Consider the following 824-nt stretch of genomic DNA (forward strand, 5'->3'; position numbering starts at 1 on the left):
TCCTTGAGCAGGTCGTAGGTGGCGTCGTGCTGGTCGTCCAGCATCGGCTCGGGGAACAGCCAGTGCAGTTTGGCGCCGTCGCCGACCCAGCCACGGATCAGGTCGCGATGGCTGGCGGCGGTGCCCTGGATTTGCGGTAAGAGGCGATGCTCGCTGGGGTCTACCGGCTCGAGCTGGCCATAGGTGCGTTCCAGATAGGCCGGTAGCAGTTTGTCGAGATCGCCGACGATGATCAGGGTCATGTTGTTGGGGGCGTACCAGTCCTGGCGCACTTTCTCCAGTTGGGCACGGGTCAGGTAGCCGGCTTCGGCGCGCTCGGCGCATTTAAGACCCAGTTCCACCGCCAGTTGGTGGCTGGCGTTATGGCCCAGGTCTTGGCGATCCAACAGGCGTTGCAGGTGCGAATAGTGACCGCCGTCTTCGCGTTCGACCACTTGCTTGGCGGCGTTGATCGCGGCATCGCTCAGTTCGGTACGGGTCAGGATCGCCTTGAGCAGGTCCAGCACCTTGCGCTGGTTGCGCGCCGGGGCCTCGATGACGAAGGTGGTGTCGGCATTGCTGGTGTAGGCGTTCCACTCCCCGCCCAGGGCCTGCATCTGTTCTTCCAGCGCGCCTTCGCCGCCGCCGTCGATGCCGCTGAACAGCAGGTGTTCGAGCAGGTGCGGCAGTTCCTTGTCGGCGCAGCTGAAGTCATCCAGGCCCACGCCCACCACCAGGCGGATCGCCACATGCCCGCGTTCGGTGCCCGGCTTGAGCAGCACCTGCAGGCCGTTGGGCAGCATATAGCCTTCGACCTGCAGGCGATCAAAGGCAAAGGCGTGGGA

The 824-nt window shown here is 64.6% G+C and carries 1 protein-coding gene; it reads right to left on the minus strand.

What is annotated here, in order from left to right:
* The coding region (locus JJD74_RS30590) for an insulinase family protein (RefSeq protein WP_200618107.1) at positions 1–824 on the minus strand (824 nt) is incomplete at both ends.

Source organism: Pseudomonas sp. MF6776, from assembly GCF_016613125.1.
GTDB lineage: Bacteria > Pseudomonadota > Gammaproteobacteria > Pseudomonadales > Pseudomonadaceae > Aquipseudomonas > Aquipseudomonas iridis.